This window comes from Maricaulis sp., assembly GCF_048268525.1.
In the GTDB taxonomy this organism is placed as follows: Bacteria; Pseudomonadota; Alphaproteobacteria; order Caulobacterales; family Maricaulaceae; genus Maricaulis.
In genome coordinates this window covers 41,333-56,447 of the sequence record NZ_JBLWVH010000015.1, presented here as the reverse complement: position 1 = coordinate 56,447, position 15,115 = coordinate 41,333, and the positions used below count along the sequence as shown (strand labels likewise).

Sequence of the window (15,115 nt, the reverse complement as noted above, 5' to 3'; positions counted from 1 at the left end):
AAGTTGAATACTTGTTCAACTTTGCAGTGACCGACGATCTGGCCGGTTTGTTAGCGCTAGCAGCACTGGCAATCATCGTTCCCGCCCTGGCCGAGAAGATGGTTTTCCGGGTCGGACTGGGCGGTCGCAAGGGGCGGATTCGCGCCGCCCTCGCCATCGCCGCCTTCGTGCTCTGGCACCCGGTCCAGGTCTGGCTCGGTCTGCCCATGGCGCAGCCTATCTTTCTGGAGCCCGGCTTCCTCGCCATCACCGCCGCCCTCGGCCTCGCCTGCACGATGGCCTACCGGACAAGTGGCTCGGTCTGGCCGCCAGTGGTGATGCACTGGCTGGTTGTGGTGGCATGGAAGGGGCTGACGGTTCCGGTTTGAGCTAACGCTCGCACGCTTCCGTCTCGCCCAGCCCGCAGGCCTGCGCGAACAGCTCCCGCGCCCGGACGGCATTGCGGCGCATGGTCTGGGCGCCGTCGCGGCCGCGATGATACATCAGGGCCAGCTCGTAACAGGCCGTGCCGTCGCCCTCGGCGCACACCGCCTGGCAATCACCGAGCTTGCGCATCCGGCCGACACGATTGCCGTAGCAGGCCGCCCTCGAGGCCTCCAGCGCATTGCGGCCCAGCGAGGCCAGCAGATCGGCCTGGCGCGCACAGCCATCGGAAAAACCCGCCTCGCAGGACTGGCGGGCCAGCGCCTCGCCGCGCTCGCGATCGGCCACACTGCCATCCTCGTAAAAGCCCGCCGCCTGCCAGCACGCCATCGAACTGCCGCGTTCACAGCCCGACAGGGCGATAGGCAGATAGCGCTCACGGTCATAACGGATCGGTCCATAGGGGTTGGGCGTGTTGATGCGCTCGAATACCCAGCAGGCCCGGTCCGACCCGACCTCGCAGCCGCGCACGAACAGGGCCACACCCTCATCGGTCAGCCAGAACGTGCTGTCGGCGCGTTGCTGAACCCCATAGGCATAAAGACAGGAAAACCCGTCACCCGCTTCGCAGGCGGCAATATAGGGCGCCGGATCCGGACTCTCCGGTTGCGCCCGGGCCGTCGGGGCCAGCAAGACGCTGAAAATCAGGATCAGGAGAATACGCATCAGGCCTCGCCGGGTTTACGGGACAGGATAGTCGGCGCCTGCCTTGGCGGGCAAGCGCCAGCATCTCCATGGCGGGATCGCCTGGCGTGAGGGATGGGAGGGAGCGGGATGTCGACCGGAGCCGATAAAGCGCTGATTTTGATACGGTAGGCTTCGACAAGCATCCCGCTCGCGGAGTTTTCCCGGGCTGTCTCCACCCCGATTCCAATGCGTCAGGTAGATGGGGTCGGTCGTTTAGTGCCCCGCGACCTGGTCGCACGCCCTGCCGGAGCTTCGGACTGTCACATCCAAGGCGCGGACAGGCTCCGCTCGTTTCCGGGCACAAGTGACTGAGCTCGTGCCTCCCGTCCCGAAAACCGAGGGCATTATCGCTTGGTGGAAGGGGGGGCGGATAAGTTTTCTCGACTATTAGCTGCCGCGCGCTTTCCCTCTCCCCTGGGTGAGGGTCAGGGTGAGGGGTAAACCCCGGTGCCAGCAGGAATTTCCCCCCTCATCCGGCCTACGGCCACCTTCTCCCAGGGGAGAAGGAAAGCGGTGCACAACGGGGATAAAGGCGGCGCCGTTTTATCAAGAGCCCGCCAAACCAAACCCATTTTTCCCGGCCGCAGCCCCGCAAAAGCGGGGCGGAGAGCCGGGACCGACGAGACCCTCCGGCAAACGATGAGTCATCTGTTGATCCCGGATGGCGCTGCGCGCCTCCGGGAAAAATGGACAGGGGGCGCGCTGGCGGTGGGGTCCACCACGCCGTCCTCACCCGATCAAACGCACCCCACTCGAGCCCCCACCACGCCCGCTCGTACTGGTGATCCAGCCGCCACCCAGCACCCGGTCTTCATCGTCGGACGAATAGAAGACACAAGCCTGGCCCGGCGCGACGCCCTCTTCGCCCTTGGCGAGCACCACGCGGATGTCATCACCGTCGACCGACAGGGCGGCGGGTACTGGCGGGCGGGTGGAGCGGACCTTCACCTGCACGGGCGCGCCGTCCAGCGGGGCCTCATCGCCGAGCCAGTTGATCTCCTTCAGCGCGATCGTGTCGACTTCCAGCGCTTCGCGCGGGCCGACAATGACTTCGGCCTTGTCGGCATCGAGACGCACCACGTAGAGCGGGTCACCGACGGCGATCTTCAGGCCGCGGCGCTGGCCGACGGTGTAGCGGATCACGCCCTCATGCGTGCCCAGGACCCGGCCATCGACATGCACGATCTCGCCCGGCCGCGAGGCGCCGGGGCGGACTTTTTCGACGATGTCGACATAGCGGCCCTGGGGCACGAAGCAGATGTCCTGGCTGTCCGGCTTGTCGGCGACGATGAGACCGAAGGCCTCGGCCAGTTCGCGGGTCTGGTCCTTGTTGAGGTGACCGAGCGGAAAGCGCAGGAAGTCGAGCTGGTCGTGCGTGGTCGCGAACAGGAAATAGGACTGGTCCTTGCCGGCATCGGCGGCGCGGCGCAGCTCCGGCCCGTTCTCGCCGGTGACACGCTGGATGTAATGCCCCGTGGCCATGCACACGGCGCCCAATTGTTTGGCGGTGGTCAGGAGATCGGCGAATTTGACGGTCTGGTTGCAGCGCACACAGGGAATGGGCGTGAAACCGGCCAGATAGGTGTCGGCAAATTCCTCGATCACCGCCTCGCGGAAACGGCTTTCATAATCGAGCACATAGTGGCGAAAGCCGCAGGCCTCGGCGACGCGCTTGGCGTCGTAAATGTCCTGGCCGGCACAACAGGCACCCTTCTTGGCCATGGCGGCGCCATGATCATAGAGCTGAAGCGTCACGCCGACGACGTCATAGCCGAGATGGTACAGAAGGGCCGCGGTGACCGAACTGTCGACACCGCCGGACATGGCCACCACGACGCGATGGTCACCGGGATTGCCACCCAGCCCCAGCGGATCGCCGGACAGGCCAAAACGTGAAATGAGATCATCGGCCTGCGCACGGGCGCGGCCGGTAAGGTCGGTCGTCATATATCGCCTCCAGCGGGGTCAAGGCCCGCAGCAAACGGTTGATGGAGGCGGGCTATATAGGCGAAGCGGGTGCGCCTGACCAGCTGTCAGGAAATCGCCGTCAACGCCAGTACATCAGAATTTGCTCGATGAACTCTTTCGGGTCCGCCAGGAATACAAGCGACAGCCCAAATGAGAATCCGAAAGTGACCACGGCAACGGGACCCATGATCAAGATTGGCGCGCCCCACATGATCCAGACAAGCAAGGCAGTCAGCACCACCGCGATGGTGGCGCTGAGCACACCAAAGCGATCGAAAGCTTCGTCGCTTGTGATCTCGCTTCGTCCATCAGCCATCAGGCATCAGCCCCATTGAAAACGTCACCAAAGAAATCAATCACTTCTGAAAACAGTCCTCCCACACTGGAAAAAAGGGACTCGGCCAGGCGTGGAATGGTCGCGTCCGCCGAGGCGTCTCTCAGCCTGTCGCCGAGAACGCCGCCACCGATGGCGGCTCCGAGGGTCGCCCAAGGAAGCACCGTGACGGTCAACCCTGCACCGAAGGCGTAAAGCGAGATTGCAATCACGGCACCAAGAATGGCGCCACCCAACATTGGACGACGGCGCTTTTGGCCTTGATTGCGTGACATGAGCACCTCCCCTTCCAGTGCGAACACTAGAGCGAGGTCGCGCGACAACAAAAGCGGGAAAACCGGTCGGCGCGTCCCTACCTCAGGAAGTTCAGCAGGGACACCTGGCTGAGCGTGGAGAAGGTCTTGGCGGAGACGTCGAGGGCTGTCTGGGCAGCCTGGAAGCGGGTCGCGGCTTCGGCCATGTCGACATCCTCGAGGTCAGACAGCATTTGCTGCAGGAAGATCTGGCGGTCGCTGTGGGAGTTCTTGACCGTCTCGACATTGGCCTGGGCGGCGCCGTTTTCGCCGATCCTGGTGTAGATATTGTCCAGCGCGGTGATGACGTTCTGGATCTCGCCGTTGAGGAAGGTTTCCTGGGCAGCGCTGAGCGGTCTGCCGAAAGGCCCGTTCGCACCGGCGTCGAAATCGACGATGCGCTTGAAACTGTCGAACACCTCACCGCCGACATCACTGGCCAGCATGCCGGTCTCGATGGTCAGGTTCTGGTCGAGCTGGACCTGCGGACGACGATCATTGTTGACGAAGGCCTCGGCGGCCGAACCCATTGCGACCAGATCATTGATGTCATTGGTGGCCACCGGCGCGGTATCGGTGCGTGTGCCGCCGAAGATATAGGTGCCGGCGTGCTGGGTATTGAGCGCGTTGGCGACCTTGTAGAAGGCCTCCTGCACCTGGTGCATCGTGTAATCGCCATCCTTCGAGGTCACGGCGAGACGCAGATCGGTGATCGCCTCGGCCATCTGGCCCATGGCGATGTCCTGGCTCTCGAGGCGGGCCTCGGTGCGGATCGCGGCTTCCTCGTAGGCATCGGCGCGCTGCAGGGCGGCCCGGGTGGCGGACAGGGTCTCGGCCTGGTGACCGACGCCCTTGAGGTCGGTGGCGAGCTTGCCGGTGGTCAGCTGTTTCTGCGCGTCGAACACCGCCTTCTGGGCCTTCATCAGGTCCATCAGGGCGCTCTGGTTGGCGGCGAAGGTGGAAACACGGGTCATGGTGCGAATTACCTCCTAGACGATGCCCATCAGGGTATCGGTCATTTCCTTGGCCGCCTGCAGCATGCGCGCGGCGGCATTGTAGGATTGCTGGTAGAGCGTCATCGCCGCGAGTTCCTCGTCGAGGCTGACGCCTTCGACATCGGCCCGCTTCTGGGCGGCGGTGGCGCTGAGCGTGGCGGCAGAGGCGGCCTCGCTCTCGGCGCGGGCGGCGCGCGAACCGATCGTGCCGGCGATCCGGGCGGTGTAGTCACCCAGGCTGGCCGTCGAGGTCGCCAGCGATCCGGCAGCGTCGAAGCTGCGCGGCGCGGAAAGCGCCGCCTGCAGGCCGGTGCCGCCGCGATTGTCACCGGACGACAAGACGTAATCACCGACCACGGTGGCGGCGTCGATGTCGAGCTTGCCCAGTGCGAGGCGTGAGCTGTCGGCGCGGATCGCCGTATCGACCGCAAAGGCTTCGGAGCGGGATGCGCGGGACTCGAGGCCGACACCGAACAGTTTCGAGAATGCCACCCCGGACGTGCCCCGCGAGGTGTCATCGCCGGTCAGTGACATTTCATAGCCCTCATAGCCGGCATTGGCGGTGTAGCCGAGCTTGCCATTGCCATCGAGCGAGAAGGTGACGTAGCGGCCCATGCCGCTGGTGGTGTCGTTGAGCGCCGTGACGATATCATCGATGGTCTCGCCGGTGACCATCGGAATGGTGTAGGAGCCGACCGTCTTGCCGTCGGTCGTGTCCATGCGGAAGCTGAGCGAGGTTCCGGTGGTGAAACCGTGCGCGTCGGTCCCGGCCAGGCCGGTCTCGAAGAAGCCGGGCGAGTCCGAACGGACCAGGTCGTTGAGACCGAAGAAGTGTGACAGGCCGCGACCACCACGATCGGACGGGGTCGTCTCATCCTGCAGGAAGGCGACGCCATTATTGGCCGAGTCAGCGGCGACCGAGAGGGTGCCATTGGCGAAACTGGCCGTGCCGACACCGGCCAGTGCCGTGTTGAGAGCGGTCGCCAGATCACCGACCGTCCCGCCAAAACCGACTGCTGCGCCGCCATCGACGGAATAGGTCGCGGTGTCGAAATCGATATCGACGCGACGCACCAGCACGCCTGTACTGTCAGCGACCGCCAGCGTCGTCGCACCGGTGAAATTGTGGGCGTCGGTGCTTTCAAGCCCGGTATTGCGACCGGTCAGGGTCTGCGGGGCCGGATAGGCCGCGGCGTCGTTATGGGCCGCATTGAGCGCGTCAGCCGCGCCGGCGGTCATCTCGGCGAGTTCGGCAGCGACATCCGGCAGCGTGCGGTCACGCAGGTCGATCAGCGCCCGCAAGGAGCCCGAGGCGATGTGGCTGTCGAGTTCCTGCGGATTACCGCCATTGGGCGATTCCGCGTAGATCTTGCCGTATTCCACCCCGTAGGAACCGGAACCGGAAACCTTGTAGGTGAGGTTGGCCGGGTAATTGTCGAGCAGCAACACGCCGTCGGTGGTACGCAGCACGACACGGCCATTGCCCTGGAAATCGGCGCGGACATCCATGTGTTCCGACAATTCGTCGAGCAGTTCGGAAACCCGGTTTTCCGCTCCGGAACTGTCGCCACCACTTGATGCGACGCTCTGCACACTGGCGTTGAGATCGAACAGCTCGCGCAGGATCTCGTTGGACCGTTGCAGCGTGGCGTTGATCTGGGCGTCGGCCTCCTGCCGCTGGGTGCGGATCTCACCCGACAGACGCTCGGCTTCGGTGAAGAAGCTGTCGAGATCGGCCGCCGCCGACAGGCGCGCAACCGACAGGGTCGGGTCGACACTCGCCTGCGAAAGTCCGGTAAACGACGCATTGAGGCGCGAAAAGATTGAGCCGCTATCGTCGAGATTGCCGAATTGCGACTGCAGGCGATCCAGTGCCGTGGCACTGGTCTGGGTGACGCTGGCATCGGAAATGGTGCGCAGCGAGGTCAGCTGCAGATGGCGATCAACGATCCGGACAATGCCATTGACCTGCACACCCATGGCGACGCCGCCGACATTGCGGGCCTCGACGCTGGCAATGGTCCGGGCATAGCCGGGCGTGTTGACGTTGGCGACATTGTTGGAGGATGCACGCAAGCCGGCCTGGCTGGCCTGCAATCCCGAAAGGGCGTTGCCGAGAATTCCGCTCAACGACATGTGAGGCTCCCTGCGCAGGCGGCAAAATCGAGGCGGTCCCGGCGGAATCTGCCGTCAACGCGGCAAGCATTGCCCAGCGGGGCGGTCATCCCGAAGGGCGCCTCCGCAAGGCATTCCATGCCGTAACCATTTGCCTTTATTTGCTTTTTCATGCGCTTTCCAAATTCCTGTCCCGACAGCATGTGCCAGGGCGTGCCTTAACCATCGCAAGCGCCGGGCCAGTCCCCGCCCTCCGCCCGCCATCACCGCACCGGCGCTCTGAACGTCTCGCCGCGGCGCTCGCGCGCGGGTGCCCACGACGCGCGACATGCGGATGCCCGCGCCCACGCTCACGCGCGGTAACAAGGTCGCTTCGATAGTCGGTCACTGTGCCGCCGGACGACCCGGCAAATTGCGCCCACCGGCGGCAAGCAAGGCCGGATATTCCTGCCCATCGCAAGGTGTTACCGCAAAATTAATGCGCAATATCAGCTAGTTAGAGGCCGCCGACTTGGCACACCGTTTGCGATCACTTCGATGAGACGAGGCATGATGTGTGCCTTGCCGCTGACGAAGAGCACCCATGACGCTGAACCTGACACCTGCGATCTTGCTGACCGATACCGGCGCTGCCGGCAGCGCTCCGGCGCAGCCTGCCGCCGGCGCCGGCAATACAAGCCAGGCCGTCAGCGGCGCAGGGGCGGCCAGCTCTCCCTTCGCACTCATGGTCACCGCCAATCAGGCCCAGTCGGCGCCTTCCCAGTCGGCGCCCTCCCAAGCGGCACCGGTCCGCAACACCGCGATGACCAGTGCTTCGCCCCTGCCACTCGATGCGTTGGCCCCGGCGACAGCCACACCCCCGACAGCGCCCCAGCCGGCGAATGCGGACGGTATCACCGCAGCGACCAGAACAGCGGGCCTGGCGCCGGCCATCACGGCACCCGTCACGTCCCAGCCGGAGCTGACCGGCGAGACCGGTACCGACCTGATTGTCGAAGACGTCATTCCCGTCACGCCGGTGGCCCCGATTACCCGCTCTGCTACCAAGCCGGGCGTTCAGGTGCAGGACGTGATCGATCCGGCCACCGCTTCGGCACGGCCCGCCTCAGCCGGGGCCACGACCGGAACAGGCTCACAAGTCCCGTCACCTGCAATCACACCAGAGGCACTGCAGGCAACGCCTGGCGCTGCGTCGCCGACAACCGCCGCAACGGGCCCTGCCGCCACACCTGTCACGGCCGACAAACGCACCGCTGCAGGCAAGCCTGTGTCCGAAACCATCGTTTCCAAGCCGGCCCCCGCAGCGCCGGCCGGCGCAACCCCCGCACCCGGGGCAGCAGCTGCCACGTCTCCGACCCTGGCCGCGACAGTCAATCCCGCTCCGGCCAGCAACGCGGCGGCATTGACCACGCAGCCGACACCGGCGACCGGCACCCTGCCGGCCACACCGGCATCAACGCAAAGCCTGTCCGCCGCTCCGGCGCGCGCCAGCGCGAGCGCGACAGGCGCGACAGCGACGCAAACGGCGGTCGCTGGCAATGCGTCCGGATTCGCCACGGCGCCGGCCGACCCATCCGGCGCTGCCATTCCGGCGACCGCCCAGGCGAGCGCCGCATCGACAATCCTCGCAACGACCAACACCGGCTCACCCCAGCCAGGCGCCCAGCCTGCTGCCGCGCCAGTACCGGCCTTTGCCCAGCCACCGGCCCAGGCCAAGGCGTCAACCGCCCCGGCCAAACCAGCTGCAGGATTGGCGGGAGCAAGCGGCACCGGCAAGTCCGCCGCCCCGGCTTCGTCGCCGATGCAGTCGGCCGGATCCGGAAACGCCAGCGCACTCGCTGAGACAGTTGACCTGACGCCGCTGCGCCAGCGCGGCGGTGACGGGCCCGCCATCCAGACCGCCAGCAGTCTGGCCGCCCGCCCGGCAGCCAAGCCGCAGGGCGGGTCTTCGACATTCACCGCGACCCCGGGTCCCACGGCGCCAGCCAGCCCGACGGCCAGCGGCGCCGCTTCGACGACAACCGGCAGCGATCCGGCAGCAGCACTGGCCGCAGCCAAGGACGCCCTGCCGACGGCGGCCCAGTCCGGAGCGCCGATCACACCGCTCCCCGCCGCCATTGGGGATGCCCAGGCCCAGCAAGCCACCCGAATTGACGGCGCCTCGCTCGATATGGCCATTCAGGCGGAAACCGACATCAACCTGTCGCGGATGGATGGCCGGATGGCCGCCGATCGCAATGGCAGCCACTCGCACCGTTTCACTCCGCACACCACCACCCAGCTGGCCGGCCAGATCACCAAACACGTGTCCAACGGCAATCGTGTCTTTGACATCCGGCTCGACCCGGCCGAACTGGGCAAGGTGGATGTGCGGATCGAGTTGCGGGCCGACAATCGCGTTCATGCCGTTCTCACGGTCGAACGCCCCGAAACACTCAATGAGTTGCAACGCACGGCACGCGATCTCGAGCGCTCCCTGGCCGAGGCCGGGCTGGAGCTCGATGAGGACGGGCTGAGTTTCCAGATGAATGACGGGCAGGATCCGGCCGGCGATGACGGTCGCGAAGCGGGCGATGCGTTGCCGGTCTTCACCCAGTCCAATGAATTGGCCATGCGCGCCGAGGACGAGTTGTCCGCCCGACCGCGCTCGGCTTACGGCTTCCTGTTGTCCGGACGCACCGGCGTCGACGTGCAGGTCTAGGAGTACACGATGGTAGATGCAGTCTCCGGCCTCGGTGCCACCAGCCCGTCTCTCGCGAATTCGCAGACCGGCCTGGCCGACAATTTCGAGATGTTCCTGACCCTGCTCACCGAGCAGATGAAGAACCAGGATCCGCTCAACCCGCTGGACTCTACACAGTTCGTGAACCAGCTGGTCGACTTCTCGAGCGTCGAGCAGCAGATCGCCCAGAACCAGAACCTGGAAAACCTGTTGCTGCTTCAGTCGGCCGCCGCCCAGAGCGCATCGGTCAGCTATATCGGCCGCGTCGCGACAGCGCTCACCCCGCAGGCCATGCTGGCCGATGGTGAGGCCAGCTGGGAGTATAACGTGCCGGAAGAAGCGACGACTTCTTCGATCATCATTCGCGATGAGGATGATCGCATCGTCGCCCGTCGCGACGGTGAAACCACCGCCGGCACGCACGATTTCACCTGGGATGGCCTGGGTGATGGAGGCGCCGCTCTTGACGATGGCGTCTACACGATGGAAGTCATCGCCCAGAATGCCGATAGCGACGATCTGCCAGTCACCATCCGCGCCGCCGCCCAGGTCACCGGTGTCGACCTGTCCGGTTCCGAAGTCATCGTGGAAATGGGCGGCATCCGCGTCCCGCTTTCCTCTGTCATGTCCATCAAGGACGCCAATACCACCTAACGCCAGGCCGCCGGCCTGATCCGGACCGCCAGAATGGCGATCCGGCCAACCTGACCAGCAGAAAGCTCCGTAAAATCAACCAGAACGCCAGGAGCACGCATTATGAGTATCAATTCAGCGCTTTTGGCCGGCGCATCCGGCCTGATCTCGAACTCGAACGCACTCGCCTCGATTTCGGACAATATCGCGAACGTCAACACGGTGGGCTACAAGCGCGCCTCGGCCGTTTTCACGCCGCTCTATGACAGCGACAGCTCGACCAAGGGCTATTCCGCTGCCGGTGTGAATTCGGTTGCCCGACTGGCCATCGGCGAAAGCGGTCTTTTGACAGCGGGGTCCTCGCCGACCGACCTGGCCATCTCCGGCCGCGGTTTCTTCGTCGTCCGTGACGATGCCACGGTCGATTCCTCGGACCCGGTCTCCTTCACACGTGCCGGCCGCTTCACACCGGACACGAGTGGTTATTTGCGCAATGACGCCGGCAAGTATCTGGCCGGCTGGCCGGTCGCTGCCGATGGTTCGGTCCCACAGAACCCGTCCGACCTCAACGCGCTGGAAACCATCAACCTGTCCTCGATCGGTGGCGCTGCTGAAGCGACCACGATCATGGGCATCAATGCCAACTTGCAGCAAAGCCAGGCGGTCTCGGCCGACGAAGCGACCTATGATGCCTCGCTCTCGGCCAACAACATGTCATCGGGCGCGGTGACGCCCGACTTCCAGCGCTCGATCCCGTTCTATGACAGTGTTGGCGGTGTCCGCACGCTGACCATCTCGATGCTCAAGAGCTCGACGCCAAACCAGTGGCACGCCGAAGTGCACATGGTTCCGGCGACCGACCTCACCACCGGTGCCGGCCTGGTTGATGGCCAGATGCTGACGGGGACGGTCGCCTTTGACGCCCAGGGCCGTATCGACAGCACCAACACGACGCTGCCGACCCAGCTCGACTTCCTGTCATCGACGAATGCCGCCGCCCTTGGTGCCTCCGAATTCCAGTGGGCTGCCGCAACCGGCGTCGACGCCCAGTCGATCACCCTGGACTTCGGCTCTCCGAACGCCCCGGGCGGTTTCACCCAGTATGACAGCCCGTCCGCCCTGCTCTCGACCAATGTGAACGGTTCGGCCTTCGGCAACTTCTCGAGTGTCGATGTGGATGATGACGGCTTCGTCTTCGCCAAGTTCAACAACGGCATCGTCCGCAAGATCTACCAGATCCCGGTCGCGACCTTCGTCAATCCGGACGGTCTGGAAGCCCAGTCGGGCGGTACCTTCACGGTGACGCCGGAATCGGGTGCCTACACACTCAACCCGCCGGGCCTGGGCTCGTCCGGCCAGATCGCTGCCTCGACGCTGGAAAGCTCGAATGTCGATCTCGCCAACGAGTTCACCAGCCTGATCACCACACAGCGGGCCTATTCCGCCTCGTCGAAAATCATCACCACGGCCGATGAAATGCTCGACGAAGCCATCCGTATGAAGCGCTAACCATCACCCAACCGCTTCTTGATCTGGGCCCTGCCACTCGGCGGGGCCCTCTTTTTTGACCGGCTGGCCGGTCCTCCCGGTTATCGGAGCGCCCATATAATATGACCGCAAAATGAGGCCAATCGGAACATTTAGAGGCGGATTTTACGGACCCCATTAAATGTAAATTTACCCAGCAGTTTAGGGCGATGTTAAAGGGCTGCGTGTAGGTTGATCCTACAAACAAAAAAAGAACGGGGACCGGACATGCAACCGCGCCTTAAAAAAGAAAATTATGTCATTGGACCGGATGGTAGCCCGCTGACGCTTGGTGACCTGCCCAATCCGAGCACCCAGCGTTGGGTTGTTCGGCGCAAGGCTGAAGTCGTCGCCGCGGTACGGGGTGGTCTGCTCACTCTCGAACAGGCGTGTCAGCGTTATTCGCTGACAGTTGAGGAATTCCTCGGCTGGCAACGCTCGATCGACCGGCATGGTCTGGCCGGACTTCGCACGACGCGAATTCAACAATACCGCTAGCTCCCCTTACTAGCGCACGATGAACGGCGACCGCGCCCCCTCGGTCGTCGTTCTCGCGCGCCAGCGACGGATTGTCGGCTGACGCTGCAGATGAATTGTGTGCCCTGATTGGTTAATCGGGCGCCAGTCATCACGTATGCAAGCGTATTAAAGTCTCGTTTACCCGACAGGTAGGAAAATTCTGCCCAGTGCTTCGCTGATGAAGCGCACACTTTGAGGCAGGGATTTCCACGTGAACGCGCTTTTCGAACAGTTCAGGGCTTTTGGGGCCGGGCGGCTGACCGCGATCTTCGGCCTGGCCGCCGGTGTCGCCGCCGCGCTCATGTATTTTTCCGGTGCCATGGGCGGCGCCAGCCAGTCCCTGCTCTATTCCGGACTCGATCCGTCTGAAGCCGTCGCGACCTCGCAACTGCTTGATCAGGCCAATATCCCTTACGAAATCCGCGAAGGCGGGTCGGCGATCTATGTCGCCCGCGAGCAGGTTGACGAAGCACGGGTCCGCGTCGCCTCGAACGGCCCGCTGAGCGGTGCCTCGGTGGGCTATGAAATTTTCGATCAGCAGGACAGCTTCGGCCAGACCAGCTTCGTCCAGAACCTCAACGCCAAGCGCGCCACCGAGGGCGAGCTGGCCAGGACGATCCAGTCGCTGAACTATGTCAGCGCCGCCCGCGTTCATCTCAACCTGCCGGAACGTCGCCTGTTTTCGCGCGACCAGCAGGCGCCCACCGCAGCCGTTACGATTTCCACCAATGGCCGCTTGAACTCCGAGCAGGTCCGGGTCATCCGCAACATCGTTGCCTCCTCCTCCGGCATCGCGCCGACCGGCGTCTCGATCGCGGATGATCGTGGTCGCCAGCTGGCCAGCGGGTCCGATGGCCAGTCGGCCGGGTCGATGCTGATGGACGAGCGCCGCGGCGAAATCGAGGCCCAGCTGCGCCAGAATATTCTCGACATTGTCGAAGGTGTCGTTGGTGCCGGCGCTGCCCGGGTCCAGGTCAATGCCGAGCTCAACCGTCAGAGCATCACGCAGAGCTCCGAGACCTATGATCCGGAAGGTCAGGTCGTCCGCTCCCGCGAGCGCGGCGAAGACCTGTCCAATGACCAGGATGGCGCCAGCCAGAACCGGGTATCGGCCTCCGAAAACCTGCCTGATGCCGGCGAAGGAGCCGGTGCTGACGGCGCTGGCAGCCGCTCCAATCGCGAAAGCACCAGCGAGCGCGTCAACTACGAGATCTCCTCGACGACCCGCACCGAGATCATCGAAGCCGGCGCCATCAACCGCCTGTCGGTCGCGGTGGCGGTCGACGGGGTCCTGGAAACAGCCGAGGACGGTACGGTCACCTGGCGCGAGCGGCCCCAGTCGGAGATCGATCGCATCGAAGCCCTGGTCCGTTCGGCCATGGGGTTTGTCAGCGAGCCCGGCGCCCGACAGGACCTGCTGACGGTCAGCCAGATCGAATTCGCCCGCACCGACCCGCTTCTGGGAACGCCGGCGACCAGCGGCATGTCCTTCTCCAAGAGCGACATCATGCGCGTGGCCGAAATCGGCGTCATGTTCATCACCGCACTGCTGATCATCTTCCTGGTCGCCCGTCCCCTGGTCAAAGGGGCCAGTGGCGTGGCCATGCCGCAGGGGCTCGCCCTGGCCGGCGCCGGCATGGATGGCGCGGTTGGCGGAGCCCCTTCTCCGACGGCACTGCCGAGCCAGCCCAATCGCCCGGCCGCCCTGCCCGCTGCCGGCGGCAACGCGGGTCGCGATGACTCCATCGACATCGAAAAGATCGATGGCCAGGTGAAGGCTTCGTCGCTGAAGAAAGTCGCCAATATCGTTGAATCCCATCCGGAAGAATCGATTTCGATCCTTCGGACCTGGCTGCATGAGAGCTGAGCCCGACCATGGCTGACAAGCGCGCCATTGAAGATCCGACCCGCCTGACCGGCCCTGAAAAGGCGGCGGTGATGCTGCTTGCCCTCGGCGATGAGGGCGAGAGCATGTGGCAGCACCTGGACGAGGAGGAGATCCGCGAGGTCTCCCAGGCCATGTCAAATCTGGGCACGGTGACATCTTCGGCTGTCGAGAAGCTGATCGTCGACTTTGTCGGCCAGATGTCCTCGACCGGCTCGCTGATGGGCTCGTTCGAAGCGACCCAGCGCCTGTTGGGCTCCTTCCTGCCCGGCGACAAGGTCGAATCGATCATGGAAGAGCTGCGCGGACCCGCCGGCCGGACCATGTGGGACAAGCTGGGCAATGTGAACGAGGTCGTCCTCGCCAACTATCTCAAGAATGAATATCCGCAGACCGTCGCCGTGGTCCTGTCCAAGGTGAAGCCGGAGCACGCCAGCCGTGTGCTCGGCGCCCTGCCCGAGGACTTCGCCCTCGAGGTCGTGACCCGCATGCTGCGCATGGAGCCGGTCCAGCGCGAGATCCTTGATCGCATCGAAGAGACGCTGCGCACCGAGTTCATGTCGAACCTGGCGCGCACCTCCAAGCATGACAGCCATGAGATGATGGCCTCGATCTTCAACAATTTCGACCGCCAGACCGAGAACCGCTTCCTGGCGGCCCTGGAAGAACGCAATCGCGAGAGCGCCGAGAAGATCCGCTCCCTGATGTTCGTCTTCGAAGACCTGTCCAAGCTGGATCCGGGTGGCATCCAGACGCTGATGCGCTCGATCGACAAGGACCAGATGGGTCTGGCGATGAAGGGCGCATCCGACAGCCTGCGCGACCTGTTCTTCTCCAACATGTCCGAACGCGCCGCCAAGATCATGCGCGAAGACATGGCATCTCTCGGACCGGTTCGTCTGAAGGATGTCGACCAGGCCCAACAATCGATCGTTTCCATGGCCAAGGATCTCGCCGCCAAGGGCGAGATCATGCTGGCCGATGGCGGCGCCGACGATGAACTCATCTACTAGG

The 15,115-nt window shown here is 64.3% G+C and carries 13 protein-coding genes; 7 read left to right on the top strand and 6 right to left on the bottom strand.

Features of this window, described 5'->3' with window-relative positions; genetic code table 11:
• Positions 1 to 11: 11 nt before the first annotated feature.
• Positions 12 to 368 carry a type II CAAX prenyl endopeptidase Rce1 family protein gene (locus ACN0X9_RS09345; protein WP_417487336.1) on the top strand — a complete coding sequence of 119 codons (357 nt, stop codon included), beginning with the start codon at positions 12 to 14 and terminating at the stop codon, positions 366 to 368.
• Between the two features lies 1 nt (position 369).
• Here the strand turns inward: ACN0X9_RS09345 and ACN0X9_RS09340 are convergent, their stop codons facing one another.
• From ACN0X9_RS09340 to flgK, 6 genes are all read right to left on the bottom strand, one after another.
• Entirely contained in the window at positions 370 to 1,089 is a 720-nt protein-coding gene (locus ACN0X9_RS09340) for a hypothetical protein (RefSeq protein ID WP_417487335.1), read from the bottom strand.
• A 750-nt stretch (positions 1,090 to 1,839) separates the two neighbouring features.
• The gene (gene mnmA, locus ACN0X9_RS09335; protein ID WP_417487334.1) at positions 1,840 to 3,057 is read right to left on the bottom strand and encodes a tRNA 2-thiouridine(34) synthase MnmA; all 1,218 of its coding nucleotides are present in this window, start codon (positions 3,055 to 3,057) and stop codon (positions 1,840 to 1,842) included.
• A 100-nt stretch (positions 3,058 to 3,157) separates the two neighbouring features.
• Positions 3,158 to 3,394 carry a hypothetical protein gene (locus ACN0X9_RS09330; protein WP_417487333.1) on the bottom strand — a complete coding sequence of 79 codons (237 nt, stop codon included), beginning with the start codon at positions 3,392 to 3,394 and terminating at the stop codon, positions 3,158 to 3,160.
• The gene (locus ACN0X9_RS09325; protein ID WP_417487332.1) at positions 3,394 to 3,687 is read right to left on the bottom strand and encodes a hypothetical protein; all 294 of its coding nucleotides are present in this window, start codon (positions 3,685 to 3,687) and stop codon (positions 3,394 to 3,396) included. The genes ACN0X9_RS09330 and ACN0X9_RS09325 overlap by 1 nt, the downstream gene beginning before the upstream one ends.
• Before the next feature lie 77 nt (positions 3,688 to 3,764).
• Positions 3,765 to 4,679: a flagellin gene (locus ACN0X9_RS09320; protein ID WP_417487331.1), complete on the bottom strand. Its 915-nt coding sequence runs from the start codon at positions 4,677 to 4,679 to the stop codon at positions 3,765 to 3,767.
• Positions 4,680 to 4,694: 15 nt separating this feature from the next.
• Positions 4,695 to 6,836: a flagellar hook-associated protein FlgK gene (flgK, locus tag ACN0X9_RS09315; RefSeq protein WP_417487330.1), complete on the bottom strand. Its 2,142-nt coding sequence runs from the start codon at positions 6,834 to 6,836 to the stop codon at positions 4,695 to 4,697.
• 562 nt (positions 6,837 to 7,398) lie between these two features.
• Here flgK and ACN0X9_RS09310 point away from each other — a divergent pair.
• The 6 genes from ACN0X9_RS09310 to fliG all read left to right on the top strand — a co-directional run bounded on the left by ACN0X9_RS09310 (position 7,399) and on the right by fliG (position 15,114).
• A complete protein-coding gene (locus ACN0X9_RS09310) occupies positions 7,399 to 9,516 on the top strand; it encodes a flagellar hook-length control protein FliK (protein ID WP_417487329.1) in 2,118 nt (705 codons plus the stop codon).
• 9 nt (positions 9,517 to 9,525) lie between these two features.
• Positions 9,526 to 10,191, top strand: a complete 666-nt coding sequence (locus tag ACN0X9_RS09305; RefSeq protein WP_417487328.1) for a flagellar hook assembly protein FlgD — start codon at positions 9,526 to 9,528, stop codon at positions 10,189 to 10,191.
• Between the two features lie 102 nt (positions 10,192 to 10,293).
• Positions 10,294 to 11,679, top strand: coding sequence for a flagellar hook-basal body complex protein (locus ACN0X9_RS09300; protein ID WP_417487327.1), 1,386 nt, complete (start codon positions 10,294 to 10,296; stop codon positions 11,677 to 11,679).
• A gap of 246 nt (positions 11,680 to 11,925) precedes the next feature.
• Entirely contained in the window at positions 11,926 to 12,195 is a 270-nt protein-coding gene (locus ACN0X9_RS09295) for a DUF1153 domain-containing protein (RefSeq protein ID WP_011642627.1), read from the top strand.
• Positions 12,196 to 12,427: 232 nt separating this feature from the next.
• Positions 12,428 to 14,083: a flagellar basal-body MS-ring/collar protein FliF gene (gene fliF / locus ACN0X9_RS09290; protein WP_417487326.1), complete on the top strand. Its 1,656-nt coding sequence runs from the start codon at positions 12,428 to 12,430 to the stop codon at positions 14,081 to 14,083.
• 8 nt (positions 14,084 to 14,091) lie between these two features.
• The gene (fliG, locus tag ACN0X9_RS09285) at positions 14,092 to 15,114 is read left to right on the top strand and encodes a flagellar motor switch protein FliG (protein ID WP_417487325.1); all 1,023 of its coding nucleotides are present in this window, start codon (positions 14,092 to 14,094) and stop codon (positions 15,112 to 15,114) included.
• Position 15,115: the final 1 nt, after the last annotated feature.